Source organism: Acinetobacter sp. 24-47-39 (assembly GCF_056783825.1).
Genome location: NZ_JBWYIP010000009.1, coordinates 1 through 27000 on the forward strand (window position 1 = coordinate 1; position 27000 = coordinate 27000).

Below are 27000 nucleotides of genomic sequence, written 5' to 3' on the forward strand. Positions count from 1 at the left end.
TCTTTGTCTGCTCCTTCTGGAAGTGCATCAACTTTCGCTTGTGCATCTTCTTTAGCAGCAAGTGCATCATCACGTGCTTGAGTCAGCTCAGCAAGTTCTGTTGGCGTGATTAAACCATCTGATTCTGCATCTGCTAGTGCTTGCTCTGCCTCAGCATATGCTGCTTCAGCCGCCTCTACTGCCTCTGTTGCTTCTTCAAGTGTAATATCTTCGCCGTCTGGTACGCCATCACCATCCGCATCATTGACTTCAGGTAAGTCAATATTTACAAGAGCATCTAGACGATCTTGTAAACCATCTTTAATCGCTCCATTTGGCAATACATTTACCTTATCTTGAGCAACTTCTTTTGCATCAAGTGCAGCCTGTACTTTCTGTTCAAGAATACTGAGTTCAAGCGGGTTAATTAAGCCATCTTTTTGAGCCAAAGCTAAATTATTAAGAGCTTCAGCATATTTAGCTTCAGCTTCTTCTACAGCTGACTGCGCTTCCTGAATCGCTTCTGGTAAGCCATCTACAATGCCATCACCATCTGCGTCATTTACTTCAGGCAAACTTATGTCAGTCAGATCATCTAATCGATTTTGAAAGGCATCTTTCTGTTCCTGAACAGATTCAGGTAGAGCATTTACTTTACTTTGAGCAGTTGATTTAGCAATTTGTGCCTGCTCTAAAGCATTCTGTAAAGCATTAAGCTCTGTTGGATTAATTAATCCATCACGATTTGCAACAGTTAAAGCATTTTCAGCAGCTGCATACTTTGCTTCAGCTTCCGCAACAGCCAACTCTGCTTGAATGAGTGCTTCAGCGATATCATCTACGATACCATCATCATTTTCATCATTAATTTCAGGTAGGATGATATCCACTAAATCTTCAAGACGTTCCTGCAAAGCATCTTTTTGAGATTGAACTGATTCTGGTAATAAATTTGTTTTAGTTTCTGCTAAGGCTTTGGCACTCTCGAAAGCCTCTTTAGCTTGATCTAATTCCGCTCTTTCAGCAGGTGTAATCAGGCCGTTTTCATTCTTCTCTAAAATTAAATCTTTTAATGCTTCGTACGCTTGTTCAGCATTGGCTACAGCTTCTTCAGCATCTAGTAAAGCTTGCTCGAGATCATCTGGTACACCATCACCATTTTGATCATTAATTGGTGGCAACTCTTCATCAACCAAATCATCTAGTCGATCTTGTAAATCAGATTTTTCCTCGCCATCTACCAAGTTATCGACTTTATCTTGAGCAGCATCTTTAGCATCCTTTGCATCTTGTAATGCTTCCTCTAATTCAGCTTTTTCCTCAGGGGTAATTAACCCATCATTTAATTTATCTTCAATCAAATCTTTAAGATCTTGATAAGCTTTCTCTGCATCATTAACGAGCTGTTTTGCTTCTTCTAATTCATCGTTAATTGGTGGTTCTGGTTCCGGCGATACAGAATTAGATTTTTTATCTGAATCACTCATATTATCTGCAATAGCAACTACTCCAGCAGCTAATCCCCCTGCAATTAACCATGGAGTTAACCCTGTCAAAGCTGTACTTGAGTTTCCAGCGATAAGTGCTGAAATATCATCAATTGGATAATATTTAATAGTCGAAGCTATTTCATTGGCAGCATCTGTGAACTCAACCCAATAAAGCTGACCATTGTCATTAAATAAAATATTATGACTATTTAAGGGATCGTCAAAATAACTTTCTACAACTAATTGTTCGCCATTTTTAAAATTAATAACTAAAGAATTTCCTTCTTTCTGAAAATTTAAGACCTCTTCGATTGATGCATCAATTTTCACAATTGAGTTCTGGTTTAATACGATTTTATTAGCAGTAGTCTTTTCTAAAACCGCCCCATCGTTTTTTGATAGTATTTCTAAATTTTTCATGACGTCACCCAGTATTATTAAGATATTCTTTAACCCTCTATTTTTTTATCAGATTGAGAATCAATGTAAACGTCATAAAAAGTCAGTTGAAAATCAACAAAAATTCATAGTTAAAAAAAAATTTTTTACACCCCATTCGAGATTCTTAAAGTAATGTTTTTATTGATAATATTTAATTTTAAACAAAGTCACAATTTATAAATTAATAGTGAAAAAAATCTCATTATTTATTATTTTATATAAGTTAGACCTAAAATTTTTAAATATTGCAAAAAAACACCAGAAACAAAATTACACTATTACTTAATTAAAGTTACATAATAAAACCCAATGAAACAATATTTTATTTCTTGAAACAAATTAAATTTTATTTATTTTCAAGCACTTATTTTTACTAATTTATTTTTCCTATATAAAACATAAAGTTAGGATTAATGAGTTTATTTCAATTTTTTTATTCTTATTACTTCGAAATAACTTAAAAAATGGCCAAAAACACCATTGCAATGTGGAAGTTAAAATATATTTATAGAAATTTTCTAGGCGTTAAAATATTGTTTTGTATTGATAATTTAGAAATCAGTTTTAAATTATTAAGTTACTTTAAAATAAAAAACCGAGATTTAAATCTCGGTCTTTTAGATTCACTAATATTTTAGTTTGGAATTCTTAGAACCTGTCCCGGGAAAATATCATCTGCATTTTTAAGTAATGGTCGGTTTGCTTCAAAAATTTTGTTGTACTGATTTGCATCACCATAAAACTCTTTAGAAATTTTTGAAAGATTATCCCCTGATTTTACTGTATAGAATTTACTTTCAGGCTCTGGAGATGAAACAGTAAGTTGGTCATCGACTTGAGCAACATGATCAATATTTCCCACAGCCAAGATGATCTTTTCACGATCTGCTTGAGTTTGCACTTGTCCTTTTACAGTCGCTAAATCACTGCTTGCATTATAAGTCACAGACAGTCCTGTTACTGGTAAGCCAAGTGATTTAATATGCCCCAATAATTTATTCGCAATTTCTTGAGCAGATGGCTCTGCTGGCGTTGCTGGTGTAGCTTGTTGCTCAGCTGGTGCGGTATTCTTTTTCCCAATACCTTTCACAAAATCAAAAAGACCCATTGTTATTCTCCTATTGTTATTTCAGTTTGGTGATCAAATAATTTAGATCCCTTAATTTTTATACAGAAGAACTATACCTAACGCCGTTATCTTTCTTAAACTTAAGGTAACTTAATGTAATATTGCAATTTAATCCTTGATAAAAAAAAGCCACCATAAAGGTAGCTTTTAAGTTCGAAAAGAACTGAATCTGATGATTAAGCTAATTTCTTAGTTACATAATCGATAGCAGATTGAACAGTTGTAATTTCGTTAGAGTCTTCATCAGGAATAGTAATGTCGAAATCATTTTCGAAAGACATTACAAGCTCAACTAGATCTAGAGAGTCAGCACCTAAGTCATCCATGAAAGATGCTTCGTTTTTAATCTCTTCAGCTTTTAAGCCAAGTTGTTCAGCTACTGCTTGTTTGATACGTTGTTCGATATCGCTCACAGGAATTCTCCTCATTGCTTGTGGCGGCGTATAATGCCTATAGTTTAATTGAATCTTGATATATTTGAAAGTTTATACATCGCATTACGCCATGTATAAACCGCCATTCACGTGTAATACCGTACCAGTAATGTAACTTGCTTTATCAGAAGCAAGGAAACTTACTGCATTTGCGATATCTTGAGGCTGACCAAAACGGCTCAATGCCACTTGATCACTCATTTTTTTCTGAATTTCATCACTTAACTGTTCAGTCATCTCAGTTGCAATAAATCCAGGCGCGATACTATTGACAGTAATTTGACGACTGCCCATTTCTTTAGCCAAACTGCGGCTAAAAGCTTCAATCCCAGCCTTCGCAGCGGAATAATTTGCTTGACCTGGATTTGCAAAATGCGCAACGACAGAACTGATATTGATAATTCTTCCAAATCTTGCTTTCGTCATACCTTTTAATACACGTTTAGATAGACGGAACACTGCTTTAAGGTGAATATTTTGGATATCATCCCAATCATCTTCAGACATACGAAGCAGTAGATTATCTTTAGTGATACCTGCATTATTCACAAGAACAAGTACAGGGCCAAAGCTTTGTTCAATATCTGTAATGAGTGCATCAATTGCAGCTCCATCACGAACATCGAGTACTTTTCCTGCACCACGTTCAGCAAATTGTGTAGATAATTTTTCAGCACCAGACTCAGATGTAGCCGTACCTACGACAAAAAAACCATCTTCGATCAACTGTTGTGCAATCGCAGCACCAATACCACGGCTTGCACCTGTCACTAACGCGACTTTACGTTCCTGCGTCATGCAATTTTCCCTTCTGCAACTAATACAGTATTTAAAGCATCTTCTAAACGAGATTTAGTATCTAAAGGCAATGCTTTTTCAACATGTGCTAGACGTTTTGCTAAATTTGTTAATACATTCCCAGGACCACATTCAACAACATAGCTCACATCTTGATCAGCCAATACTTGAAGTGTTTTAGTCCATTGGACAGATTCATAAAGTTGTGATGTCAACGCTGTACGCAATTCATCAACACTGTCAGCCACTTGTGCATTGACATTTTGAATCACTGGAATGCGAGGTAATTGAATATCAACATCTGCTAAAGCTTTGGCAAACTCTGCTGCCGCTGGCTTCATTAATGAACAATGTGATGGTACTGATACTGGTAACGCAATTGCTTTTGCACCTTGCTCTTTTACCAAAGCCATTAACGCTTCAACTCGTGCAGTATCACCTGCCACCACAACTTGACCCTGTGCATTATAGTTTGCAGCCTCCACCGAACCCTCACCTTGAGCGGTGACTTGAGCACACAGTTCTACAACCTTAGCATCATCAAGACCAAGAATCGCAGCCATAGCACCTTGGCCCTGTGGAACAGCATCTTGCATCAACTTACCGCGTAAGTTCACCAATTTGACTGCATCTTTTAAGCTTAAAGATTCTGCAGCAACCAATGCACTGTATTCACCCAGTGAATGTCCCGCTAAATATTTAGGAACGACACCACCAAGCTCTAACCATACACGCCATAAAGCAATGCTTGCTGTGAGCAGCACTGGTTGTGTAAATTCAGTTTGGTTTAACCCTTCACCACTTTGCGCAATGTGCCATAAATCAAAGCCGAGTGCTTCAGAAGCTTCAGCAAACGTTTCTTGCACACTACTAAACTGTTCTGCAAGCTCCGCTAACATTCCTGCTTTTTGAGAACCCTGTCCAGGAAAAACAAATGCAGTTTTGGTCGCAAGAACGGCTTGCTCGAGGCGTTTAGCAGACATATAAAAATCCTTTATTCAGAGCTTTGAGTATTCAATTTTGATTCATTTCGATCATCTTGAACATCAAACTCAAGTCTTAACTGATTTGATGGAGCGAAATTTATCATTAAAAAAAAGCTTTGGTAATTGCCAAATACAACAAAAAATAGAAATAAAAAAAGGGAGCTTACGCTCCCATTTTTTCTACTAAGCTTGACGCTTAATACATCACCAATTATTCAGCATCAGCTGCTTTAGCGAATAATTGACGACCACGGTAGACACCATCTTTAGTTACGTGGTGACGACGGTGAGTTTCACCAGTCGTTTGGTCTACTGTTAATGCATTCTCGGTTAAAGCGTCATGTGAACGGCGCATGTCACGGCGAGAGCGACTTTTACGGTTTTGCTGAACGGCCATGATGGCTCCTTACAAAGATCGAAAAAATGGATCAGAACAAATTCGATTGTCTTATACCTAAGAGTATAACACAAAAATTAGTTAAGTTTACCCTTCAAAGCTGCCAAAACACCAAACGGATTATCTCGTTTTTCTTCAACAACTTCTTCTTGGGCAGGTTGATGCTTATGCTCACAAGACTCATGTCTTGGTGACAAAGGAATCAACAATAACAATTCATCTTCTATGAGAGAAAGTAAATCAGCGGTTGCAGGTGCATCAAATGAACCTTTTGTCGTTGCTTCACTCTCACCTAAGACGATGAAATCAGCATCCTCATCCAAGCGCTCTATCAGTGACTCATCATCGACTAAAGCCAGATGAAAGTCCAATTCGAGAGGTAATTCAACAGTATCCAAACAACGTTGGCATTCCATTGGAACCTTCGTTTCAACACTACCATCAAGCCAAACGATACGATGATACGCGTCCATTGATAGCTTACAGTCTATATTGATCAATTGATTATCAATTGATCCAACAGCTTCACGGGATATACGAACAAAGCGCGACAATGGCAGTGTACCTGACCATGTGAAGCCCTGTTCAGCCCATTTAAACGGCTCAATCTGTGCCGGAAAGGTATTTGCTGACATAATTAAGGCGGCAATTCTACAAATTCATAAGTACTCTGTCAAAGATTAAGATACAATTTTGCACTTATTCAGACAGATCATTTGGGTTAATCAAGTCATGCATCAGTTGCAGCCGCAACCTGAAGTCACAACTTCATTACAGTTACACTATCCTTCGACCTCAAATTTGACCGATCACTTAGACCGCGTGCAACTCGCACCTTGGGTAAATCTGCAAACAGAAGCTCAACAGGTAGACTGGCTTATCTTACACTTTAATCATTGGTTTTCCCACTTAAATGTCACATTAGTCAAAGGTGACTTTGAACCTGAATACTTCCCTGCCTCAGACCAACAACCCGCTCGCATCCAATTCGCACATGGATTTTTCAATAGTGCTTTACATGAAATAAGTCATTGGACAATCGCAGGAGATCATCGTCGCACTCTTCCTGATCTTGGCTACTGGTATGCCCCAGATGGTCGAACCGCTGAACAACAAGCCCTATTTGAACAAGTCGAAATTAAACCTCAAGCAATTGAATGGATGTTTGCCACAGCCTTTGGTCGAAAATTCCGCGTTTCTCTGGACAATTTAACGGGTGAAGGTGGTGATGGACAGTCTTTTAAAGACAATGTTTATGCTCAAGTACAACGTTATTTTTCAGGTGAAGCTCAGCTTCCTCGAGATGCTCAACACTTTATTCAGTGCATCTGTAAGTGTCTCAGAAGTGGCAAAACATTACATTTGGATGAATTTTCTCGTGCATCGCTAGATTAAGTCTAGTAAATATATATTCATGACATTGAAGTGAATGTCTATGCACGCAATAATACGAAAAAATAATCAGGAGAAAATAAAATGCTTCATTTAAGAGTACATCCTGACAATCCACAATCTCGAGTTATTACTCAAGCAGTAGAAAGAATACGTGCAGGCGATGTAGTGGTTTATCCAACAGATGCAGCCTATGCCATCGGATGCCAAATTGGTAACAAGCAAGCGATGGAACGAATTGCTCAAATCCGTGATCTTGGTGCTAAGCATCAATATGCGATCTTATGTGCGGATCTCTCAGATATTGCAACGTATGCAAAAGTGGATAATGCAACTTATCGTTTGCTTAAAAATAATACACCTGCAATTACCACCTTTATTTTGCAAGCGACAAGTGAAGTTCCTCGTCGCTTGATGCACCCCAAAAAGAAAACCATTGGTTTACGTGTACCGAGCAACCCAGTCTGTCAAATGCTTCTAAAAGAGCTGGGTGAACCTTTACTCACCAGCACCCTGATTCTTCCAGGTCAAACTGAGCCTTTGGATGATCCATATGAAATAGAACAACAATTAAGTAAAAGAATTGATGTTTTTATTGATAGTGGACTTGGTACATTAACCACAACAAGTATTGTTGATCTCTCAGGAAGTCAACCTGAAATTATCCGCCGTGGCGTGGGTGATGTGAGTGCTTTTGAGTAAAATGCCTCACCATTCATCTCACTTTATTTAATTTACGCTGATTTTTCTTTATAAAATGCTTGAAGGGTCTTTATTTGTTGACCCTCTTGCATAAAGTTGCTCGGTTCAAGCCAAGCTAAATAACTTTCTTTTAAAGTCAGCCACTCTTCATCCAACATTGAAAACCAAAGCGTGTTTCGGTTTCTTCCCTTGACCACTTTATGTTGTCTAAACATTCCTTCATATTGAAAACCGAATCGTAGTGCGGCTTTTTTGGAAGCTAAGTTCAACTCATGACACTTCCACTCTATACGCCTAAATCCTAAAGTAAAACACTCATTCAACAGTAAAAATAATACTTCTGTAGCAGCTCTAGACCGTTTTAAATCTGCTGAGAAGTATACATTCCCAATTTCAACCACTCCATCATCCAACCCGATATTCATCAATGCGATCCACCCCACTGGTTTGTTCACTATGCGAATAACATAATAAATATTCCCCTGTGTTCCAAATTGCGATGAGAGTTTATATGACAAGTCTTCAATCGAAGTTGGCGCATCGTAAGGCAAATAGGTAAAGCTTGAAATAAACTCATCTGCAATCTTAATCGGGAATAGATTTCTCGCAAGCTCTTCAATATTTTCAATTAAATTTAAAGGATATAAATTTACATACGTTCCACTCAACGCTTTGAATGAGTCTATAGGGTGCGTATTTGAGTGAACTTTTATACCTACACTTTGTTCATATACATTTTGTTCTACTTTTTGAAAATTATTCATACTCTTTTACTTCTCGTCGAATACACACCAACAATGAATACCAGTTTACATTTATCAGTTAAAATACTAAATATATCTATATAACCTTAAAAAATACCACCTATTTATTTCAAATTTTTTATCGTAAAACCGCGGATAAAGATATATTCAGCACTCGATTTAATTTAGAATACCCATATTGTTTTTATGCTATTCGAATCACTGTCCTTTTACTGATTTCGATATGTGATCTCCTGAATCGCCCAACATGCTTTTGAAAATTCGCGTGGCTAATAATTGTAATGACTCAAGCTATCCATAATCCCATGGACGCACTTCCACACATCCGTGTTTTAGATGAGTGGCAAGATACGATTCCTGAAGATTTATATATACCGCCTGCAGCATTCGAAATTCTATTAGAACATTTCGAAGGACCACTCGACTTTTTAATTTACCTCATCCAAAAAAACGGTTTCGATCTACTTCAGCTCGATATAGCTCCGATTGCAACGCAATATTTGTCATATATTGACAGTATGAAGTCACTCAATATTGAGTTAACCGCAGATTATATGGTGATGGCGGCTTTATTAGCAGATTTAAAATCACGCTTACTGCTGCCTAAACCTAAATCAATTCAAATTGAAAAAGATCCAAAACAAGAATTAATAGATCGCTTAGAGACATATTTAAGGATCAAGCAAGCTGCTGAGCGTCTCGGTCAAATGCCTATTTTGGACCGTGATACTTTTCTACCCAACGTTAGCCTTGGACAAATTAATACAGTAAATGAGGGTTATGAAGCCTCTCTTCTGCGCGATGCTATGTTTTGTATTTTTAATCGCCCAGAGCCTGTTACACACCAGATTATTCAAGAACCTGTTTTGCTTGAAGAACGTATTGCCTATATTGAACAGATGATAAAATCAGGTGAGGTTTTGAAATTCGATCAACTTTTAAAACCGAGTCAAGGCCGTATGGGGTTAGTGGTGACCTTTATGGCAATATTAGAGTTAACACGTCAGCAAAAAGTTCAAATTATTGCATCAGGTATTGAAGCCCCGTTGGCAATTCAAGGGGTGATGATATGACCATTGATCAATCAAACTCCTTTCAAGTTGATGAGTTACACCACGAAGTGCTCATGCAGCTCGAAGCTATTATTTTTGCCAGTGAAGCACCTGTTTCTATTGCACGCTTAAAAGAGGCATTTCAAAACCAATTTTCCAAACAACAACTGCGCGCCTATTTACAACAGCTTGCAGTATTACAACACGGTCGTTCAATTGAGCTGACTGAAACAGCTCAAGGTTTTCGCTTTCAAGTGCGTGCTAAGTATCGACAAGTGATTGCACAAACTTGGCCAGAACGTCCAACTAAATTATCACCATCATTGTTAGAAACTCTAGCAGTGATTGCTTATCATCAGCCCGTTACCCGAGCCGATATTGAGCAAATTCGAGGAGTCACGAATAACAGTCAGCAACTCAGAACGTTATTCGATTGGAACTGGATTAAAGAGTCTGGTTTCCGGGAACTTCCAGGAAGACCCGCGTTGTTGGTTACAACGCCACAATTTTTAAATGCTTTTGGTTTAAGTGATTTAAATCAATTGCCTCCCCTACAGGATGCCAAGGAAGCTTTTATGGCACTGGATGCTCACGCACCCAAGTCGTAAATAGGTGAACTGTTGATGATTATTTCTAAGGTTATGCTGTTATGAGTGAAAAATTGCAAAAGGTATTGGCACGTGTAGGTTTGGGTTCTCGCCGCTATATGGAAGAAGTCATTGCTGCCGGTCGTGTTAGTGTCAACGGTCAAGTTGCTCAAGTAGGTGAACGTATCGAACCAACCGATGAGCTTCGTATCGATGGTCGTAAAGTACAGTTCCAAATTGAAGATGAAATCCGTCGTCGTGTATTGATTTACTACAAACCTGAAGGTGAAATCTGTTCACGTAACGATCCTGAAAATCGCCCAACTGTATTTGATCAATTACCATCAATTCCGGGTGATCGTTGGGTCATGGTTGGTCGTTTAGATATCAACTCAACAGGATTATTACTTTTCACAAACGATGGCGAGCTTGCAAACCGCTTAATGCATCCATCTAGTGAAATTGAACGCGAATATGCTGTACGTGTGATGGGTGAAGTGACCCCTCAACTGAAAAAGAACATGACAGATGGTGTCATGCTCGATGATGGTCCAGCAAAATTTGAGTCATTCTCTGAAATTGGTGGTGAAGGGATTAACCGTTGGTATCAAGTGGTTGTAAAAGAAGGACGTAACCGTGAAGTACGCCGCATCTTTGAATCACAAGGTCTAAAAGTCAGCCGTCTATTACGTACACGTTATGGTACAGTCATTCTGCCACGTGAATTACGTACAGGTCGTTGGATTGAACTTGATAAAAATGACATTGATAACTTAACTAAGTCTGTTGAGCTCAAACCACGTCAAGGTACTGGTCTTTACGGTATGGCGAAACGCCGCAATGAACGTATGCAAGAGAAACCACTTGCAGCACGTCGTGGTGGTTATTTACGCCAACAACGTCGTGACGAAGGCGAGCATCAAGAACCACGCCGTGACTTCCGTCAAGGTGGTGCTGATCAAAGCCGCAGCGATAATCGATTTAACAATCGCGCACCGCGTCAAGAAGGCTCAGAAAACCGTTTCAATGCACGTGCGCCACGTCAAGAAGGATTTGAGAATCGATTCAACAATCGTGCCCCTCGCACTGAAAATCAGGATTTCCGCAATAAACGTCCTGAAAACAAAGGTGAAGTAAACGGCAATTCTGTTGATTACAAACCACGCAATGAAAATAAATTCGGTCAACGAAAACCTTTTGGTATTAACAAAGGTTTTAAAAAGTTTTAATTAAAACTTGAATCAAAAAGCCACTATTTTTATAGTGGCTTTTTTCATAATAAACATTCAAAATCATGATAAAAAATTATACTACTCTCCTGTATCTCTTCATCATTTATCTATTGGCTTGCTGTTATATCGCTTATGAAGGGCAATTCCTTTCAAGCTATTTACAATCAAGAGGATTATTACAAGATGAATATCAATATCCTTGGTCAGGAGTATTGTTTTGTTGCGGATTATATTTTTTCGTAATTCTTAACTATATACCATTATTTACAATGAAATTCAGTCAAAATAATCCTGCTAAAAGTTATATATTAGCCAGCATCGTTCCCATATTCATCACTCTATACTCTTTGTTGGGGGCTATGCATGCCTCGAGTTTCTGGGGCGCATTTATAATGGTTATGCTAGTAACCATATTAGTCCATTTTTTTGTTTTACCTTTTATACTCAAGTACTACAATAAAAATTTAAAAGCACGAAATAGAAAATCATTCAGATCAATCTAATTTAGGTATATCGATCCATCGTGCTGTTGGAAAATGTTGTGATAAATACGTTTTTAAGTAGGCAGATGTATCACGTGAAATAATTGCATCTTCGGGTTCAGCATTCAAATTATATGCTAGAGCATATAACTCAAGCCCGCGATGCTTCAGTGCCTCTAAGCTCAACAAGGTATGGTTGATGCTTCCTAAACGCCCCGAACTCACCAAAATTATGGGATATTTTTTATCCACCAAATAATCAATGGTTAAATATTGTGTTGTTAGAGGGACCATCAAGCCACCCGCCCCTTCAAGTAAAACAACTTCATATAAAGAGGACAACTGTTGAGTCGCTTGTTCAATTTTAACGAAATCAATACTTCGCCCATCTATACGTGTCGCTAAGTGAGGCGATGCAGGATAACTGAAAATTTCAGGCATAGTGAGTTTTTGAGTATCTTCCTCTAACCAACCACATCCCATAATTTCACGATGTTTTTCAATATCTTCAGAAACATCCACATTACCCGTTTGAATTAATTTCTGAGTAATGACATTTTGCCCTTGTTCACGCCAAATTTTTGCCAAATAACCAGTGACGTATGTTTTTCCAATTCCAGTATCAATACCGCTCACAAAGTAGATTTGAGCACTCATGACTTACTCCGTGCGATAAAAAATATAGGGTGATACGTTAAAGGATATACAAGATTTTCTTGCTCATCAGTCGCAATAAATTGTCGGTAAGCTAGATAAAATTGATTCAAACTTTCCTTCGTCCAACGAAACCCCTGTGAGGTTGCCGTCACACCTGTGGCCTGTAAATGTTTTAGGACTAATTTTGGGTGCGCGAAGTGTAATTGAGCCAATTGTTGTTCACAGTGCATCACTTCAAATCCGTTCTGCTCTAGTAAGCTTTTAATTTGGCTTTGATCAAAATATTTCAATCCTTGACCAGTTAAGGATTTAATTTCTTTTAAGTTCTGAGGCCCATAAGTCGAAAAGCAAAAATAACCATTGGGCTTTAAAGCTGAATGAATTTTCTGTATCAATCTTTCAAACTCAGACATCCACTGTAATGCAGAGCTTGAGGCACATAAATCAAGATCTTTTGGTAACTCAATTTTTTCGACATCACCAATACGCCACTCGACAGGCTGATGATGACTAATGGTATGCTCAACATCAGCATATAAATCATTCAAAATGAATTGATCCATTTTAAAATGATTAAGTATCTCTTGAGTTAGATTTCCAGTTCCACATCCAATTTCAAATACTTTAGCAAGCTCAGAAGCTGAAACATAAAGAAGCATCAGCTCGCTTAAATGCTTCGCTACAGTTTGTTGAATACGTGCTTGATCTGCATAAGTCCAATGCGATTTTGCAAATCGAGTAGCAATCATTTCTTTTTGAATAAATTTGTTCAACATAGAGTCATTCATAATTGTTCTTTCAACCGCTCCAATTCATCTTGATTCAGCTGAGAATTCATACAAATTCTCAGGCGTGAACTTCCTTGTGGAACCGTTGGTGGCCGAACCGGCAAAATATAAAAACCAGATTGTTGTAATTGTTGTGCACGCTCAAGTGCACGCTGAGAATCACCTAAAATTAAAGGAATAATCTGCGAGCTTGAAGGACATTCGTAACCTTGCTCAAGAATATATTGACGCAGTTGCAGACTCAAATCACTTAAATGAGCACGTTGCTCCTGCATTTTTGTCATTTTATTCCAAATAAAATGCGTCCAAGCCATGTTGATAGGCGGTTGTGCGGTACTAAAAATCAACGAGCGCATTTTGTTGATTAAAAAATCTTTTAAGATTGGATGACACACAATGTATCCACCAACAGATGCGAGTGCTTTCCCAAATGTTCCTACCAAGAAATCGATATCATCTATGACAGCATATTGTTCAGCGCAACCGAGTCCTTGCTTCCCCCGAACACCAATAGCATGTGCTTCATCAACATATAACATGATTTTACTGAACTGATATTTCAGACTCACCAACGCAGTTAAATCAGTTTCATCACCATCCATACTAAAAATTGATTCAGTTACCACAATGATTCTTTGATACAAGGGATCATCATGATATTGCTCGATCAATTGCTTTAAATGAAGCAGATCATTATGTCGATAACGTATCAGCTTCGCTTTACTTAAGCGAATCCCATCAATCATGCTGGCGTGAATCAATTTATCCGAAAGAATTAAAGTGTGACTATCAGCAATCGCAGGCAGAATACCAATATTCATGTGATAGCCACTGTTGAATAACAAAACTGCCCTTTGATTGAATGATTGACTCATGTCATATTCAAATTGCTCATATTCAGGATAATTTCCTGTGAGTAACCTTGAAGATGAAGAGCTCATTCTTTTTGAATCTACTGAACAATGATCAAAAAATGCTTCTCTTATTTGTAGATCTGACGCAATCCCTAAATAATCATTACTCGAAAGATTCAACATTCTCTGTTGCTGAAACTCAACCCATTTTCCATACTGAACGATGGATTTAAACTGCCGAAAATTTCCAGTTTGTTTTAATGAGTCTAACTGCTCTGCGTAGTGGTCCAACAGATTCATCTCATTTCCTCTGCAAGTTCCATCACAACACTCACCAACTGCGTTAGTAACTCAGTAATTTCGACATCCGAAATCACAAAAGGTGGCATGACATAAACTAATTTTCCAAAAGGACGAATCCACACGCCTCGCTCTACGAAACGCTGTTGCAGCGTTTTCATATCAACATTTTGTTTAAGCTCAACAACACCGATAGCACCGAGCACACGGACATCTTTAATATGCGCTTGATCATCTAATCTATGTAAATGATGTTTTAGAACTTGCTCTATTCTTTGAATATTGGACTGCCAATCTTGTGACAATAAAAGCTCAGTACTCTTTAAAGCGACAGCACAAGCCAAGGGGTTCGCCATAAATGTAGGTCCATGCATAAATACGCCAGCTTCACCAGAGCTGATCACTTCAGCGACATGTCGCGTGGTCAGTGTTGCAGATAAAGTCATATACCCACCGGTCAGCGCCTTACCAATACACATGATGTCTGGTTCAACTTGAGCGTGTTCCCAAGCAAATAATTTACCTGTTCGTCCAAACCCTGTGGCAATTTCATCAAATATCATTAACACCTGATATTGATCGCATAGCCTCTTGGCTTCGCGTAAATATTCAGGATGATAGAAACGCATGCCTCCAGCACCTTGCACAATCGGCTCAATAATCATGGCAGCGATAGTGGCATGATGTTTTTTTAAAGTTTCTGCCAATACAAGAATATCTGCTGGATTCCAATCTTCATCAAATCGAGTCTGGGGTGCAGGAACAAAATAGCGATAAGGTAAACTAGAACCAAAGACCTGATGCATCCCAGTGACTGGATCACATACTGACATTGCATTCCATGTATCACCATGGTAACCAGAGCGCGTCGTGATAAAACTGGTTTTATCTTTCTTATCTTGTGCGGTCCAATATTGAACTGCCATTTTTAGTGCGACTTCAACAGCGACAGAACCTGAGTCCGCATAGAATATTTTATCTAATTGAGGTGGTGTAATTTTTAATAATGCCTTCCCTAATTCAATCGCAGGATCATGAGTAAGCCCACCAAACATAATGTGTGACATGTGCTGCAATTGATCCGACACAGCTTGATTAAGTTGAGGATGGTTATACCCGTGAATGGCACACCACCAAGATGACATACCATCAATGAGTTGACGACCATCTTCAAGTTCAATCATCACCCCTGTAGCCTTTTTTACTTTATATGTCGGCAGTGGGTTTAACATCGAAGTATAAGGGTGCCATAAGTGTGCTAAATCGAATTCGTCAACCATCCTGGAAGAATTTCCTTATTAATCTAAACAGAGCATAACGCGAATTATTTTTGTTATGAATTGCCTGATTAGACAATATTCATCAGGATTTCTCATTCTTTCTTAGATATTGAACGATTTTGTCACTTAGTTGTGTAGCTCTAAAAATTGAAAAGCAGTGAGAGCCTGGGATAATTTCGAATTTAAAAAACTTTGCATCTATCTTTCGGATATTATCTAGAACTTTGTTACTAACTAATCCATCATCATCAGCAAATACATGTAATTGTTTTCCGACATAATTTTTCAATATCTCGACAGTATTAAGATGATATAGTAAATCTAAGCCCTGCTTTTTTAAATCTAGCTCTTCACTCGTAATTGAATTTTGCAAAGATTGCCAATCTTGTTTAGCAGTTTGGCTGCCCTGTGAGACCAGATAACAGAATCGCTTTAAAGTGGTCATGGGGTCATTTTCAAAAGACTCTCTAAAACTTTGAAAAGTAGAAAGCGGCATACCTGTAGACCAGCGTTCATTGGCAACGAAGCAAGGATTCGATGCTAAAGTAATTAACGTTTTTGCCTGACCTGAAAGCTCGAAAACCTTTTGGGTGAGCAACGTTGCTAATTGTCCGCCTAAAGACCACCCCATAATGACATCGACTTTTTTAGCTAACTCAACATGTTTAGATAATTCAACAGGGTCGAGTGCATTAAAGATATTAATCAGATCGATTTGAAATCCTGCCATGTCCAAAGCAGTTTTTAAGTTTTCGAGTGGTTTTGTTCCGAGTCCCCAACCGGTAATTAATAAGATTTTACTCATGATTGCCAATCCTTAGCTGATCGTTTTCGGTCAGTATATAAAGCCAAGCACAATAACTCATTGAGCAAATCATTCAATTTCACTTTGATTTTTAGATAATTATTAAAAATGAGTCCATTCAGGCAAAACTGAGGTATAAAAAAACCCAGCCTTGCTGGGTTTTAACTTACATTTGAGACTGAATATAGTTTTGTAAACCAATTAGTTCAATTAAGCGAAGCTGTTTTTCCAACCAATAAGTATGATCTTCTTCGGTATCCGACATTTGTTGACGCAACATATCACGTGTCACGTAATCGCCTTTTTCCTCACAAAGCTTTACACCTTGCGCTAATTTTTCACGCACTTCGTACTCAAGCTTTAAATCAGCTTTTAAACATGAAACGACGTCTTCACCTACTTCAATATCATCACGACTCATATTCGGTGTACCTTCCAAGAATAAGACACGGCGAATAATAGCATCAGCATGTTGTGCTTCTTCTTGCATTTCGTGATCGATACGCTCAAAAATCTTAGTGAGACCCCAATCTTCATACATACGTGAATGAATGAGATATTGATCACGAGCAGCCAGTTCACCACCGATCAACATATTTAAGTAATCTACGACTTCTGGATTGCCACGCATTTCAATCACTCCATTCTTTAATAGCAACATTATGAACAATCAGAGCTTATTTTGCAAAAAATATAATGTGTAAGTTTATGATTTTTATAAAATTAAAATGAGAAACATACGCATTTGCAGTTTGAATCACTTATTTTTTACTTAAAAAATAACCCCTTGCATACAGTTAAAAAAATTCGAGAGCAGTTTTAAACAAATTTTAGCTCTATTTAATTTTGTAACCAATCGAAGTGACTCTCATTACATTTGAGTTGTTGTTGAAAATGATCAAGGACAAATTCTTTTTTTAATTTTAGAATGAATCTATTTGACCATCAGGCAATAACAATGATGACGACTACTGCCCCGATTTTGGTGACAGGTGCAACTGGCTATATTGCTGGTTGGGTGATTAAACAATTATTAGAACAAGGATACACTGTTCACGCCACTGTAAGAGATTTAACTAAAACGTCAAGTTTTCAACATTTAGAACAAATCGCATATCAAACTTCAGGTGCTTTAAAGTTATTTCAAGCAAATCTCTTAGTAGAAGGTTCGTTTGATGAGGCAATGAAAGACTGTAAAATTGTGATCCATATGGCTTCACCTTTTTTAGTGACTAATTTTAAAGATCCAATCACAGACTTGATTGACCCTGCACTAAAAGGTACGACCAATGTACTGAACAGTGTCAATCGCATGGATACAGTAAAACGTGTGGTTGTCACATCTAGTATTGCTTCAACTTATGGCGATGCAGTGGATATTTTGAAAACTGAGCAGAACCAGTTTGAAGAAAGCCATTGGAATACCACCAGTAGTGCCGAACACCAACCTTATTTTTACTCTAAAGTCGCAGCAGAACGTAAAGCATGGGATATGCAAAAGGCACAATCTCGATGGGATTTAGTGTGTATCAATCCCTCATTGGTTGTTGGACCATCACTTACACCTTCTACGCAATCTGGAAGTGTTGAAGTCATTCAACAATTTGGAAATGGCATGACTTTATTTGGTGTTCCTCCAATGTGGAATGGGTTAGTCGATGTTCGAGATGTCGCTCATGCGCATATCCAAGCAGCACTTCACCCTAAAGCACATGGACGATATATTATTAATGCTAAAACGATGACCCTACTCGAAATGGGTAAAACATTACGACAACATTTTGGTGGACGCTATCCTTTCCCACGAATGATTGCCCCCAAGTTTTTATTCAAATTACTCGCTCCTCTGTTTGGCTATACGCGAAAATTCGTTGACTTGAATGTGGGTTACCCCATTTACTTCAATGCTGAGCGTAGTAAGCAAGAATTAGGCATGCAATATCGTGACGTTGAGACAAGTATCGTAGAACATTTTCAACAGCTACTTGACGATGGCATTATCAAAAAACGTGGTTAATATCTAATTACTCTAGAAAAAAGGGCATCTATTGATGCCCTTCGTTATGTGCAAGATACACTTAAGACTCAGGTTCAGTGAGCTGACCATGCTGAATCATAAATGCAATAAACTCAGCTTCATTCATCACCGGAATACCTAGTTTTTCTGCTTTTTCAAGTTTGGAACCTGCCTTTTCACCAGCAACCAAGCATTTCGTTTTACTGGATACACTACCACTCACACGTGCACCTAATGCCTGTAAGAGTTGAGTCGCTTCATCTCGCCCCATACTGCTTAAAGTACCAGTCACCACCCAGCTCTCACCATTTAAAGGTTGTCGAGTCGGTGCTATCGGTGCATCCCAATGAATACCAGCCTCAATTAATCGATTTAATACTTCAATATTATGTTCAGCTTTGAAAAAGTCTAATATCCATTCTGCAGTAATATCACCTACATCAGGGGTTTTCTTCAATGCTTCTAAATCAGCAGATTTCAGCGCATCTAAAGTCTGGAAAGTATTGGCTAACATTCGAGCCGTAGTCTCGCCTACTCCTCGAATGCCTAGTGCGTAAATAAATGCCGCTAATGTTGTTTTTTTACTACTTTCTATTGAGTCTATGAGATTTTGTACAGATTTCTCACCCATTTTTTCAATAGTCAGCAGCTTTTCACGATGCTCGTGCAAGTGGTAAATGTCTGCAACATCTTTGAGGAGTTCAAGATGTAATAAAGACTCAACCCAACGATCACCCAAACCTTCGATGTCCATTGCTTTACGTGATACAAAATGACGGATCGCCTCTATACGCTGTGCCGCACAATAAAGCCCCCCTGAACATCGTGCTAAAGCTTCGCCTTCGGGCATCACAACTGGAGAAGCACATACAGGACATTGTTCTGGCAATTGAATTTCAGTGGTTTCTAGAGGTCGAAATTCTGGCCAAACCTTTTCAACTTTAGGAATAACATCTCCGCTACGATAGACACTCACCGTATCTCCAACGCGCACGTCCAAGCGATGTATTTCACCAATATTATGTAAAGTCACGTTTGATACTGTGACTCCGCCAACCGATACAGGATTTAATCGCGCTACAGGCGTTAAAGTACCTGTACGCCCTACCTGCCAATCAATATTTTCAACTGTGGTTAGCGCAGCCACTGCAGGGAACTTATATGCTGTTGCCCATCGAGGTTCACGACTTAAAAAGCCTAATTGTTGTTGTTGCTTCAAATCATTAACTTTGATCACCATCCCGTCAATTTCAACTGACAGGTTTGGACGCTCCTGATTTACAGATTCATAAGCCGCTTGAACCTCTTCAATACTGTCACAAACAAAATGTTTTTCCCCAACAGCAAAGCCCAACTGTTCAAGCCAATTTAAGCTCTCTGACATCGTGCTCAGACCATGATGTGGCATGCATTGCGCAATACCATAAGCATAGAATGCAAGTGGTCGTGATGCTGCTATGGTCGGATCAAGTTGACGCAAACTCCCTGCTGCTGCATTTCTTGGGTTAGCAAAAGTTTTCTCACCTTTGGCCTCATTTTCAGCATTTAACTTTACAAATCCAGCTTTAGGCATTAGTACTTCGCCACGAACTTCTAACAACGCTGGTGGTACACCTTGAGACATCATGAGTACTTTAGGCAAATTACGAATTGTTTTTACATTTTGGGTTATGACTTCTCCTGTTTCACCATCCCCACGTGTAACCGCTCGAATCAACACACCATGTTCATACCATAGTGAGATCGCAAGCCCATCAAATTTAAGTTCGACGTCGTATTGGATTTTCTGGTTAGGTAAACGCTCTTCAATTCTGCGTGCAAAGGCAAAAAGTTCATCCTGATTAAACACATTACCCAAAGACAACATTGGAACAGTATGTGTAATATTTTCAAACTTAGATAAAGGTTTATCACCGACTTTATTGGTCGGTGTATCCGTCTGTACTAAATCAGGATATTGTTCTTCTAAGTTTTTTAGTTGATAAAACAATTGATCATATTCACTGTCTTCAATTGTCGGCTGATCCATCACATAATAAGCATGGTTATGCCGAGCCAGTAATTGAATGAGTTGGCGCATTTGCGCAACGACAGCGTTCTGATCCATATTTTCACCATATAAAAGGGCGGAAAATTCCGCCCAATAATTTCAACCTAAACAGTATAAATGACTTTACACAAATTCAGTAAGTCACCTAGGTGATTAAACAGCTTGACCTGATCTATAGTCGATCGCTTTATGGCGCCAGTGTTCTTTTAACTGCGGTGTAAATTCAAGATTATTTTCATCATAGACGGTACCATCTGTTTCACGTGCAATAAGCCCTGCAATACTAACCATACTGTCATAGCCTTTTTGAACATTATGATGCGGTAATGCTAAGAAGAATGCTAAACCTTGAACTTGTTCACCAGATAATGTTTCTAAATCAAAACCTGCAGGACCCTGATCTGTGATTCTGAGTACGGAAAACAGCAATGGGCTGACTGCATCAGGAGTTTCATAACGATGGAAACAGTTCATTTCGCCAAAGCGCAATCCATATTTCATTAACACTTTCAAAGCTTTATCACCAGAAAGTGCTTTTCGAGGGTTCGGATACATATTCAAACTAATAATGTATTCGGCATTTGCTAAAGCACTTTCATCATCAAAACGTTGCTGTTCATGTAAATGCACATCCAAGATGCTGCTTTCTTCTTCAAATTCTTTGATTTCAGCAGTTTGAATATTCGGATTTAATACAAAACTTGGCTCAACTTTTTTCGAGTCTTCAATTGTAGTTTCTACGATTGAATCTTTGGAAATAAGATCTGCACTTTGAGTGTCTGTTACACCATCAATCGACTGAGCTTTACTCTCGACTGTTTCTGTATTTTTTTCTAATGGGTCAGTCTCAGTGCTGTCCGAGTTTTTACTGGAGTCTAGCAGAGATTTACTTTCTTTCTCTGCAAGGTCTACCGAAGTATCCAGTTGCACTGTATCTACCACTTCTACAGTTTCTTGAATATTTTCAGGCGTCTTTGTAGCATGCTGATCAGCTGTTTGATCCACTCCAGCCACATCACTCGCTTCAATGTCTTTCAAACTTGGTTCTACTCGCTCAGAAGAAGCCAATGGTGCGGCTTGCGCCTGTAAAAGACTACGAACATGACGAGGAATGACGGGTTGATTACATTGTTCATTTATATGTAATTCAGCATCTAATGACGGTGCTGCATCACTCGGCTTGCGCAGGATCATAAACAACCCTATGCAACAGATCACGATTGCGATCACAATTCCGATAATGGTACTGATTTCCATATTAAGACTCCGCAGCTAAACCGTATTCTTTCGCTTCTTCTAGATCAACAGTGACTAACTTCGATGTTCCTGGCTCAGGCATTGTTACACCAAGTAAGTCAGTAGCCATCGTCATCGCAACTTTATTGTGTGTAATGTAAATGAATTGGACCTGTTCAGAAAGCTCTTTTACTAAATTACAAAAACGTCCAACATTTGCATCATCTAACGGTGCATCAACCTCATCCAATACACAAAATGGTGCTGGATTCAGTCGAAATATAGCAAAAACTAATGCTAGTGCTGTTAGTGCTTTTTCACCGCCTGATAACAATGCTAAAGAACTATTTCGCTTTCCTGGTGGTCGAGCCATTAGCTTTACACCAGATTGCCAATCATCTTCTAAACTTAAACTTGCTTCACCACCATTAAACACCTTTGGGAATAAGTTTTGCAATTCCGCATTTACTTGATCAAAGGTAGTCATGAATAGCTTTTTAGTTTCTTGATCAATGCTTTTCATCGCATCTTTTAATTGTGCGACTGTTTTTTCAAGATCTTCAATTTGATGGCTTAAATCTTCATAGCGCTTTGATACTTCTTCATACTCTTCTGAAGCTGCTAAGTTCACAGCGCCTATTTTGTCAAACTGACGCTGTGCTTGCTCTAACTGCTGTTGGTGCTGACTCAAATCAATTTTCACATTTTCTAATAATTCTGCATTAAGCTCTTTTAATTGTTCAGCATAATGTTGTAAATCAGATTTAGCCACTTGCCATGCTAAACGCTTCTCTTCTAACTGGGTTCTAAAGTGCTCATCACTTTGCTGATGATTTAACCGTAGCTCCGTCAATTTTTGTTGCTTAGACTGTATTTCATTAAGTTCGACTTGCCATGAGGACCAAGTCTTTTGTAACTTTTCAGTCTGCTGCTTTTGAACCTCATATTGGCTTTGCAAAGTGGGTAATTCTAATTGAATCGGATCCACGAAATTTTTAGCTTGTGTAATTTGAGTGATGATCTGCTGATATTGCGTTTTTAGAAAACTTGCATCTTTTTCCAACAGCTCAATTTGTTGCTGATTTTGCGTATGAGTACGGCGGTTTGTTTCTAACTCTTGTTGTTTTTTGTAGACTAAGTCCTGAAGATGCTCAACCTGATCATTCAATTCTTCAACTTGAAACTCTAAGGTTTTGTAGTGTGGAAGATTGTGTTCAATTTTAAGCATCAATGCATGTAAATCGATTTCCAAATCATCTTTTTGCATCGCATCTTCTTCAAGCTGCGCATCAAGTTGAGCAATTTGTGACTCGATGTGTAGATTTTGCGACTCGAAAGCCTGCTGAGCCATTTGCTGTTTTGCAATCTTCACTTCAACTTGGTGAGCAAGGGCTTGATGATTTTTTAACGCTTTTTGCAACTCCGTACATTCACTATTTTTTTGTTCAAGCTTTAATTGCATCTCAGCGAGTTCGAGCGTCATTGACTCATGCGCTTTCACCATTTGTGTCAACTCTGAATCAATTTCATCTAATCGAATTCGGTGGCTAAGTGCTCCTTGAGCATCTTGACTCGACTCATCAAAGTACAGACCAATCATCCAGTCAGGACCCATATGATAGCCATCCAAACTTAAAATAGACTCACCTGGTTTTAATTGAGGCTGTAATTGAAGCGCCTGCTCAAAATCTTGAGCTATCGCAACGTTTAACCATAATGAGTTTTGGGGGAAATCAATCCAGCTCGCTAATGTGGGTAAACCAAGTACAGTCCCAGATACATCTTGCTGAATAACTTTTAATTGACGGGCAGATTCGGTCTGAAATAAATCTTCACTCTTTAACGTATTCGCATGCAGCCACTTTGACAGAAATTTTTCGACCAATGCTGCAAACGGTTTCGCCTGATCTTTTAGCTTCAAAATTTGCATTAAAGGGTCATTGCTCTTCGATGCATGTCGACTGACTTTCACCACAAGCTGTTGTAATTGTTTTTGTTCAGATTTCAAAATCTGGATGTGTGAATTCAAATCTGTGCATTTACTTTTTTGCTCAGTCAATGAGATTTGATCACGTTTCAATTGAGTTTCTAATGTCGTAATTCTTTCTTCTATACGAACGATTTCAATCTGTACATCATGTTTTTCATGCAGGAGATTGTCAATATCATCCTGTTCATACTGTGCTTGATTTTGAGATTTTTGTTCGAGCAAAGTTTGTTTTTGCTGCTCAATTCGAAGCACATTTTTAGCCAATTGATCACTCTGCGCCAACATTTGTGCACGTTGCTGTTGTTGCTTTTCAACCAATGCTTTTATTTCAGAAAATGATTTTTGCGCTTCAAGTTGCTTTGCCTTCAGCTCATTGAATTGTTGTAAATCAAGCTGTGCATTTGATTCAGTATCACTCAATGTTGTTGCTTGATGTTCTTGCTGGAGGATCAAATTTTCCAACTGAATATCAATCAGTTGCATCCGCTCTTTGGTTTGTATTTTTTGCTCTTCAAGCTGCTTTAAAGTTAAAGTATTTTGAGCAAACAATTGCTGTTTTTGATCCAAATTGGCTTGTAATTCAGCCAGCTTTTTTTCAGCTTGTTGCCATTCTTGCTGAAGTGGTGTGGATTGTTGCATTAATCGCTGAAATAACTCATTTGTTGCTGTTAAATCATGCTCAACAGTGGTGAGTTCAGAACGAACAAGCTTAAATTGCTCACCCAATTCAGTCATTTCAGTTGTATATTCTTGTTGAATTCGTTCACTTTGATGGCATTGAAATGAAAGTATCTCAACTTTCAAAGTTCGAATTTCAGTCTCTAAGGCTTTATATTGAAGTGCAGCTTCTGCTTGACGCTTTAGTGTCTTTAATTGGGATTTTAATTCAACAGCAATGTCATTTAGACGACTTAAATTTTGATGAGTATGTTCTAAATGTTGCATCGTCTCACGACGACGTGCTTGATAACGTGATACTCCAGCAGCTTCTTCGATATAAACGCGCATTTCATCTGGTTTTGCATCGACCAAACGGTTAATCATGCCTTGTTCAATAATCGCATACGAACGAGGACCTAAGCCTGTTCCTAAAAAAATATCTGTAATATCACGGCGGCGGCATTTTGTACCATTAAGAAAATATTCAGATTTACCCTCGCGATTGACTTGGCGACGTACCGCCAACTCACTATAAGCGTTATATGCTCCACCTAGTTTTCCATAGGTGTTTTCGAAGCGTAATTCTACACTCGCCATTCCCACTGGTTTACGTTTTGCTGTCCCAGTAAAAATGACATCCTGCATACTTCCACCACGTAACTGGCGTGCGCTTGACTCTCCCATCACCCATCGGATTGCATCGATGACGTTGGATTTACCACAACCATTTGGTCCCACGACTGCGGTACGGTTGGCTTTAAATTGTAAGGTGCTGCTATCCGCAAAAGATTTAAAGCCAGAGAGTTTTAAGCTGCTTAATCGCATAGTGTCCTGATTATCTGCGCGATCTCCGCGCCCAAGCTAGTTCAATTTGTTTCATTCGTGTCAGTGACTCTAACACTAGATTGCGCAAGTGTCGGCAAAAATCTTCCATAAATAAAGTAGCTTGTTGTGATTTTCGGATCAAAATTGCATCGATCACAAGCTTAATTAATTCAAGTGCTTCTTGAAGCTCTCTACGCGAAGTATTTAAGGTTAAAAAATAACTACGACGTATAGATGGCAACAGTTCGCGATAAAACTTCATTAAGTATGGGTTGGCTACCATATCTTGTTGCTTAGCTAAAAATTGAAATACACCATCGTAAAATTTTTCAGTATTACTTTGTTTAACTTGTTCAATTAAATATTGCATAAGTTGCTGAAGCGCCTCAGCTTCATGATTACGCCAAGTTTCACTCATACGCTGGACGATCTGCCCTAACATAAGTGCACTCGTATCAAATAAAGCTCGCACTTGTTGAGCAGACATTTCTGACACAATTGCGCCGCGTCTTGGATAAATTTCAATTAAATGCGTGCGTTCAAGTAATAACAAAGCTTCACGTACCGAACCTCGACTCACGTCTAATTCTTTAGCGATACGCAATTCTTGTATACGTTCACCTTCGACCAATTCGCCACTAATAATCTGTTCACTTATATGTCTGGCTATTTGCTCTGAAAGGCTGTCCACTTCTTCCAATTGCATAATATTCCTATTTATTTTTTTACTCACACTTCATCAAGCATGATGCTATTTTATTGTTTTTATACCAATAGCATCATACTGACTATGTCTTTGTCTGACAATTTATCAAATTTTTAAGTCAATACACATCATTATTTTCGAGAATGATTTGGCATATTTTTCTCAAAATACGCCTTGATAAATAAAATAAATCCCTACAGTTGTAAGCAAAGCTGCAAAACATTTTTTCAACATCGCTGCTGACAGTTTATGTGCAACTTTTGCTCCTACTTTTGCGGTGATAAAACTCATTACACTAATGCCAATGAATGCATAAACATGAACATATCCAATGGCATTTTCGATTTCAGCAGGTGCTTTTTGTCCGTAGAACATAAATCCAAATGCACCTGCTAAAGCAATCGGCAGTCCACTTGCAGCAGATGTTGCAACAGCTTTTTGCATCACCACCCCATGATGATTTAAATAAGGTACGGTTAAACTTCCTCCACCGATCCCAAAAATTGCTGAAGCCACCCCAATTCCACTTCCCGCAGCCAATTGAGCAGGTACAGAAGGTAGTTGCTTAGATTGATCGACCACCACATTAGCACCACGGAACATACGGTATGCAACCCAAATTGCGAAACAACCGATAATCAATTGGAGCATTGGTCCAGAGATAATACTGGCCAATCCAGCACCAAAAAATGAACCCAGTACCAAACCTGGCGCTAAATTTTTAAATACTGACCATAGCACTGCACCTTTTTTATGATGTGCCATAACTGAGCTAATCGATGTGACCACAATCGTAGCCAATGATGTTCCAAGCGCCATGTGCATAATGACAGTTGGGTCATAACCCATTTGGGTAAATACAATAAATAAAATGGGTACGATGATTAACCCACCGCCCACGCCAAACAACCCTGCAGTAAAACCAGCGATTGCACCAATAGCTAAATATATGATTAACTCCATAAAT

Annotated in this window: 25 protein-coding genes; 6 read left to right on the plus strand and 19 right to left on the minus strand. The window is 38.5% G+C overall.

Going from position 1 to position 27000, the window contains the following annotated elements:
• The 7 genes from AC1M9C_RS09200 to AC1M9C_RS09230 all read right to left on the minus strand — a co-directional run.
• On the minus strand, positions 1-1889 hold a 1889-nt coding region (locus AC1M9C_RS09200; protein ID WP_481953576.1), incomplete at its 3' end, for a GA-like domain-containing protein.
• A gap of 655 nt (positions 1890-2544) precedes the next feature.
• On the minus strand, positions 2545-3018 hold the full coding sequence (gene lysM, locus AC1M9C_RS09205; protein ID WP_035269196.1) for a peptidoglycan-binding protein LysM: 474 nt from the start codon (positions 3016-3018) through the stop codon (positions 2545-2547).
• 197 nt (positions 3019-3215) lie between these two features.
• On the minus strand, positions 3216-3452 hold the full coding sequence (acpP, locus tag AC1M9C_RS09210; RefSeq protein WP_035269198.1) for an acyl carrier protein: 237 nt from the start codon (positions 3450-3452) through the stop codon (positions 3216-3218).
• Positions 3453-3536: 84 nt separating this feature from the next.
• Entirely contained in the window at positions 3537-4271 is a 735-nt protein-coding gene (gene fabG / locus AC1M9C_RS09215; RefSeq protein ID WP_481953577.1) for a 3-oxoacyl-ACP reductase FabG, read from the minus strand.
• Positions 4268-5254, minus strand: coding sequence for an ACP S-malonyltransferase (gene fabD, locus AC1M9C_RS09220; RefSeq protein ID WP_481952265.1), 987 nt, complete (start codon positions 5252-5254; stop codon positions 4268-4270). Before fabD ends, fabG begins: the two co-directional genes overlap by 4 nt.
• Positions 5255-5468: 214 nt before the next feature.
• Positions 5469-5654, minus strand: a complete 186-nt coding sequence (gene rpmF / locus AC1M9C_RS09225) for a 50S ribosomal protein L32 (RefSeq protein WP_035269206.1) — start codon at positions 5652-5654, stop codon at positions 5469-5471.
• A gap of 77 nt (positions 5655-5731) precedes the next feature.
• Entirely contained in the window at positions 5732-6289 is a 558-nt protein-coding gene (locus tag AC1M9C_RS09230) for a YceD family protein (protein WP_179999015.1), read from the minus strand.
• Between the two features lie 97 nt (positions 6290-6386).
• Here AC1M9C_RS09230 and AC1M9C_RS09235 point away from each other — a divergent pair, with 97 nt between their 5' ends.
• Together AC1M9C_RS09235 and AC1M9C_RS09240 are read left to right on the plus strand one after the other, a co-directional pair.
• Positions 6387-7049 (plus strand): elongation factor P hydroxylase, encoded by a 663-nt coding sequence (locus AC1M9C_RS09235; RefSeq protein ID WP_481953578.1) that lies wholly within the window; start codon positions 6387-6389, stop codon positions 7047-7049.
• Positions 7050-7130: 81 nt separating this feature from the next.
• The gene (locus AC1M9C_RS09240) at positions 7131-7748 is read left to right on the plus strand and encodes an L-threonylcarbamoyladenylate synthase (protein WP_481953579.1); all 618 of its coding nucleotides are present in this window, start codon (positions 7131-7133) and stop codon (positions 7746-7748) included.
• A 32-nt stretch (positions 7749-7780) separates the two neighbouring features.
• On the opposite strand, the gene AC1M9C_RS09245 is transcribed toward AC1M9C_RS09240, so the two are convergent.
• Positions 7781-8512, minus strand: coding sequence for a GNAT family N-acetyltransferase (locus tag AC1M9C_RS09245; RefSeq protein ID WP_481953580.1), 732 nt, complete (start codon positions 8510-8512; stop codon positions 7781-7783).
• Positions 8513-8793: 281 nt separating this feature from the next.
• On the opposite strand from AC1M9C_RS09245, the gene AC1M9C_RS09250 reads away from it, so the two are divergent.
• The 3 genes from AC1M9C_RS09250 to rluB are packed head-to-tail and all read left to right on the plus strand — an operon-like array spanning position 8794 to position 11380.
• Entirely contained in the window at positions 8794-9585 is a 792-nt protein-coding gene (locus AC1M9C_RS09250) for a segregation and condensation protein A (protein WP_481953581.1), read from the plus strand.
• Positions 9582-10172, plus strand: coding sequence for an SMC-Scp complex subunit ScpB (scpB, locus tag AC1M9C_RS09255; RefSeq protein ID WP_035269219.1), 591 nt, complete (start codon positions 9582-9584; stop codon positions 10170-10172). The genes AC1M9C_RS09250 and scpB overlap by 4 nt, the downstream gene beginning before the upstream one ends.
• 41 nt (positions 10173-10213) lie before the next feature.
• The gene (gene rluB / locus AC1M9C_RS09260; protein ID WP_081403293.1) at positions 10214-11380 is read left to right on the plus strand and encodes a 23S rRNA pseudouridine(2605) synthase RluB; all 1167 of its coding nucleotides are present in this window, start codon (positions 10214-10216) and stop codon (positions 11378-11380) included.
• 497 nt (positions 11381-11877) lie between these two features.
• On the opposite strand, the gene bioD is transcribed toward rluB, so the two are convergent.
• From bioD to ftn, 6 genes are all read right to left on the minus strand, one after another.
• Positions 11878-12522, minus strand: coding sequence for a dethiobiotin synthase (gene bioD / locus AC1M9C_RS09265; protein WP_481953582.1), 645 nt, complete (start codon positions 12520-12522; stop codon positions 11878-11880).
• The gene (gene bioC, locus AC1M9C_RS09270) at positions 12519-13298 is read right to left on the minus strand and encodes a malonyl-ACP O-methyltransferase BioC (protein ID WP_481953583.1); all 780 of its coding nucleotides are present in this window, start codon (positions 13296-13298) and stop codon (positions 12519-12521) included. The genes bioD and bioC overlap by 4 nt, the downstream gene beginning before the upstream one ends.
• A gap of 8 nt (positions 13299-13306) precedes the next feature.
• Entirely contained in the window at positions 13307-14464 is a 1158-nt protein-coding gene (locus AC1M9C_RS09275; RefSeq protein ID WP_481953584.1) for an 8-amino-7-oxononanoate synthase, read from the minus strand.
• Positions 14461-15744 (minus strand): adenosylmethionine--8-amino-7-oxononanoate transaminase, encoded by a 1284-nt coding sequence (bioA, locus tag AC1M9C_RS09280; protein ID WP_481953585.1) that lies wholly within the window; start codon positions 15742-15744, stop codon positions 14461-14463. Before bioA ends, AC1M9C_RS09275 begins: the two co-directional genes overlap by 4 nt.
• An 82-nt stretch (positions 15745-15826) precedes the next feature.
• Positions 15827-16549, minus strand: coding sequence for an alpha/beta hydrolase family protein (locus AC1M9C_RS09285; RefSeq protein WP_481953586.1), 723 nt, complete (start codon positions 16547-16549; stop codon positions 15827-15829).
• A 166-nt stretch (positions 16550-16715) separates the two neighbouring features.
• Positions 16716-17180, minus strand: a complete 465-nt coding sequence (gene ftn / locus AC1M9C_RS09290) for a heteropolymeric bacterioferritin subunit Ftn (protein ID WP_035269243.1) — start codon at positions 17178-17180, stop codon at positions 16716-16718.
• 321 nt (positions 17181-17501) lie between these two features.
• Between ftn and AC1M9C_RS09295 the strand changes: the two genes are divergently transcribed.
• The gene (locus tag AC1M9C_RS09295) at positions 17502-18566 is read left to right on the plus strand and encodes an SDR family oxidoreductase (RefSeq protein WP_481953624.1); all 1065 of its coding nucleotides are present in this window, start codon (positions 17502-17504) and stop codon (positions 18564-18566) included.
• 61 nt (positions 18567-18627) lie between these two features.
• On the opposite strand, the gene ligA is transcribed toward AC1M9C_RS09295, so the two are convergent.
• From ligA to AC1M9C_RS09320, 5 genes are all read right to left on the minus strand, one after another.
• Positions 18628-20673 (minus strand): NAD-dependent DNA ligase LigA, encoded by a 2046-nt coding sequence (gene ligA / locus AC1M9C_RS09300; protein WP_035269246.1) that lies wholly within the window; start codon positions 20671-20673, stop codon positions 18628-18630.
• 96 nt (positions 20674-20769) lie between these two features.
• Entirely contained in the window at positions 20770-21873 is a 1104-nt protein-coding gene (locus tag AC1M9C_RS09305; RefSeq protein ID WP_481587221.1) for a cell division protein ZipA C-terminal FtsZ-binding domain-containing protein, read from the minus strand.
• A gap of 1 nt (position 21874) precedes the next feature.
• Positions 21875-25327 carry a chromosome segregation protein SMC gene (gene smc, locus AC1M9C_RS09310; protein ID WP_481953587.1) on the minus strand — a complete coding sequence of 1151 codons (3453 nt, stop codon included), beginning with the start codon at positions 25325-25327 and terminating at the stop codon, positions 21875-21877.
• Positions 25328-25337: 10 nt separating this feature from the next.
• Positions 25338-26033 carry a GntR family transcriptional regulator gene (locus AC1M9C_RS09315; protein ID WP_481587219.1) on the minus strand — a complete coding sequence of 232 codons (696 nt, stop codon included), beginning with the start codon at positions 26031-26033 and terminating at the stop codon, positions 25338-25340.
• A gap of 162 nt (positions 26034-26195) precedes the next feature.
• Positions 26196-26996, minus strand: coding sequence for a sulfite exporter TauE/SafE family protein (locus AC1M9C_RS09320; protein ID WP_481587218.1), 801 nt, complete (start codon positions 26994-26996; stop codon positions 26196-26198).
• Positions 26997-27000 lie beyond the last annotated feature (4 nt).

Excerpts from the sequence above, each read along its gene's own strand:
- AC1M9C_RS09305 (WP_481587221.1), bottom strand. The coding sequence starts at position 21,873 with ATGGAAATCAGTACCATTATCGGAATTGTGATCGCAATCGTGATCTGT.
- bioA (WP_481953585.1), bottom strand. The coding sequence starts at position 15,744 with ATGGTTGACGAATTCGATTTAGCACACTTATGGCACCCTTATACTTCG.
- rpmF (WP_035269206.1), bottom strand. The coding sequence starts at position 5,654 with ATGGCCGTTCAGCAAAACCGTAAAAGTCGCTCTCGCCGTGACATGCGC.
- rluB (WP_081403293.1), top strand. The coding sequence starts at position 10,214 with ATGAGTGAAAAATTGCAAAAGGTATTGGCACGTGTAGGTTTGGGTTCT.
- AC1M9C_RS09230 (WP_179999015.1), bottom strand. The coding sequence starts at position 6,289 with ATGTCAGCAAATACCTTTCCGGCACAGATTGAGCCGTTTAAATGGGCT.
- AC1M9C_RS09320 (WP_481587218.1), bottom strand. The coding sequence starts at position 26,996 with ATGGAGTTAATCATATATTTAGCTATTGGTGCAATCGCTGGTTTTACT.
- bioD (WP_481953582.1), bottom strand. The coding sequence starts at position 12,522 with ATGAGTGCTCAAATCTACTTTGTGAGCGGTATTGATACTGGAATTGGA.
- smc (WP_481953587.1), bottom strand. The coding sequence starts at position 25,327 with ATGCGATTAAGCAGCTTAAAACTCTCTGGCTTTAAATCTTTTGCGGAT.
- AC1M9C_RS09285 (WP_481953586.1), bottom strand. The coding sequence starts at position 16,549 with ATGAGTAAAATCTTATTAATTACCGGTTGGGGACTCGGAACAAAACCA.
- fabG (WP_481953577.1), bottom strand. The coding sequence starts at position 4,271 with ATGACGCAGGAACGTAAAGTCGCGTTAGTGACAGGTGCAAGCCGTGGT.
- AC1M9C_RS09315 (WP_481587219.1), bottom strand. The coding sequence starts at position 26,033 with ATGCAATTGGAAGAAGTGGACAGCCTTTCAGAGCAAATAGCCAGACAT.
- AC1M9C_RS09235 (WP_481953578.1), top strand. The coding sequence starts at position 6,387 with ATGCATCAGTTGCAGCCGCAACCTGAAGTCACAACTTCATTACAGTTA.
- AC1M9C_RS09250 (WP_481953581.1), top strand. The coding sequence starts at position 8,794 with ATGACTCAAGCTATCCATAATCCCATGGACGCACTTCCACACATCCGT.
- ligA (WP_035269246.1), bottom strand. The coding sequence starts at position 20,673 with ATGGATCAGAACGCTGTCGTTGCGCAAATGCGCCAACTCATTCAATTA.
- lysM (WP_035269196.1), bottom strand. The coding sequence starts at position 3,018 with ATGGGTCTTTTTGATTTTGTGAAAGGTATTGGGAAAAAGAATACCGCA.
- AC1M9C_RS09245 (WP_481953580.1), bottom strand. The coding sequence starts at position 8,512 with ATGAATAATTTTCAAAAAGTAGAACAAAATGTATATGAACAAAGTGTA.
- bioC (WP_481953583.1), bottom strand. The coding sequence starts at position 13,298 with ATGTTGAACAAATTTATTCAAAAAGAAATGATTGCTACTCGATTTGCA.
- ftn (WP_035269243.1), bottom strand. The coding sequence starts at position 17,180 with ATGCGTGGCAATCCAGAAGTCGTAGATTACTTAAATATGTTGATCGGT.
- scpB (WP_035269219.1), top strand. The coding sequence starts at position 9,582 with ATGACCATTGATCAATCAAACTCCTTTCAAGTTGATGAGTTACACCAC.
- AC1M9C_RS09275 (WP_481953584.1), bottom strand. The coding sequence starts at position 14,464 with ATGAATCTGTTGGACCACTACGCAGAGCAGTTAGACTCATTAAAACAA.
- fabD (WP_481952265.1), bottom strand. The coding sequence starts at position 5,254 with ATGTCTGCTAAACGCCTCGAGCAAGCCGTTCTTGCGACCAAAACTGCA.
- AC1M9C_RS09240 (WP_481953579.1), top strand. The coding sequence starts at position 7,131 with ATGCTTCATTTAAGAGTACATCCTGACAATCCACAATCTCGAGTTATT.